Here is a 1,429-nt window from a genome sequence, read left to right as displayed (position 1 = left end):
ATTTCGGCCTGACAGACGCGCTGACAGCCACAATGCACGGCGATCTGGCCTATCGCGGCAGCTATGCCAACGAAGTCACCGATTCGCCCAACCTCCGGCAGGACGCCTACTGGATCTCGAATGCCTTCCTTGCAGTGAAGACACTGGATGAACGCTGGGAAGCTCGTGCAGGTATCCGGAACATCGGTGATGAAGCCATCCTGGTGCAGGGCTTCAACCTCGCCGCCTTTCCGGGCGTTGAAACGGCATTCTATGCCGCGCCGCGCACATATGACTTCCGGCTGATCTATCGGTACTAGACGTGTTCGCGCGTCGCTCGAGGATCGCGGCAGATAATGTCCCGGTATTCGAGGCCGGGCCCGTGCGACGCGCAGGGCCCGGCGATGACCTCCTGACGGCGGGCCTTGGCCTGCAAGGCTTGCGTGATCCGGTCCTGCCCGAAGGCGTCAGTGCACGGACGGCCGCCATCCACAAGGATTTCCGCGACCTCGTTGACCTTTCTGCGAGCGGCGGCTTCGAGCGCTTCGTCCCGCACGCGGCTCAGGGCCTGCGCGTCAACGGCTGGGAATACGCCGCCCTCCTCCGCCTGCCGGGATCGCAGCACCCGTTCGGTGTCCGCTTACTGGTGCCCGATGACTTCGACTGGGATCGCCCCGTGCTGGTTGTCGCTCCCTCTTCCGGCTCGCGCGGGGTGACCGGATCGATCGGCGATATCGGGGCATGGGCACTGCCTGGCCGCTGCGCCCTCGTACTGACCGACAAGGCGACCGGCGGCGCTCACCTTCTCGGCGATGACACGTGTTACGGCCCGGACCTGGAACCTGCCGCTTCAGCAGATACACCGAGCGTGTTTCGCCTCAGGCAACATTCAGCCCTTCGGCGCTTCCAAAAGAGACATCCGCAGGCGATTGCATTGAAGCATGCACATTCGGGGGAGAACCTCGAAGCCCTGTGGCCTCACGCCGTACTTCTGGCCGCCCGGTTCGGGCTCGGTATTCTGGAGCACCGCGGGGAGCCTGGCCGCCCGGCCTCATCGACTGAAAAAGTCCGGGTCATCGCAGCCGGCGTCTCGAATGGCGGCGGCGCCGTGCTGCGCGCAGCAGAGCTGGACAGTCAGGGCATCCTTCACGGCGTCGTTGCAGTTGAACCCAACATCACACCCCGCACGTTGAATGGCGGCACGGTCCGCATCGGTAACGGCCCACCCTCCAGTCCGGGCCGCCGTCTGGCCGACTATGCAACAGCGATGAACCTCCTCCTTCCTGCGGCCCTTCTGGCCCCGGAACTTGCTGACGCGCCGTTTAACCAGACCCAGGGCCTGGACGAAGCGCGCCGCGCCGCATGGGCTGAAGGCCTCGCGCGTCATGGCGTCGTCGAAGGAACCGATACGCCGGCCCGGGCGAGCGATGCACTGCGCCGTATCGAGACG

1 protein-coding gene and 1 pseudogene are annotated in these 1,429 nt (G+C 65.3%); both read left to right on the top strand.

The annotated features are described in order from the left end of the window. Positions 1–299 (top strand): annotated as a pseudogene (locus WEA77_RS01385) (TonB-dependent receptor); the annotation flags it as partial. A gap of 62 nt (positions 300–361) precedes the next feature. Further along, positions 362–1,429, top strand: a 1,068-nt coding sequence (locus WEA77_RS01380) for a 3-hydroxybutyrate oligomer hydrolase family protein (protein ID WP_368066084.1), incomplete at its 3' end; no start/stop codon positions are given.

The organism is Hyphomonas sp. (genome assembly GCF_040882205.1).
In the GTDB taxonomy this organism is placed as follows: Bacteria; Pseudomonadota; Alphaproteobacteria; order Caulobacterales; family Hyphomonadaceae; genus Hyphomonas.
Note: the sequence above shows the minus strand (reverse complement) of the source record. Positions and strands in the feature narration are given on the sequence as shown.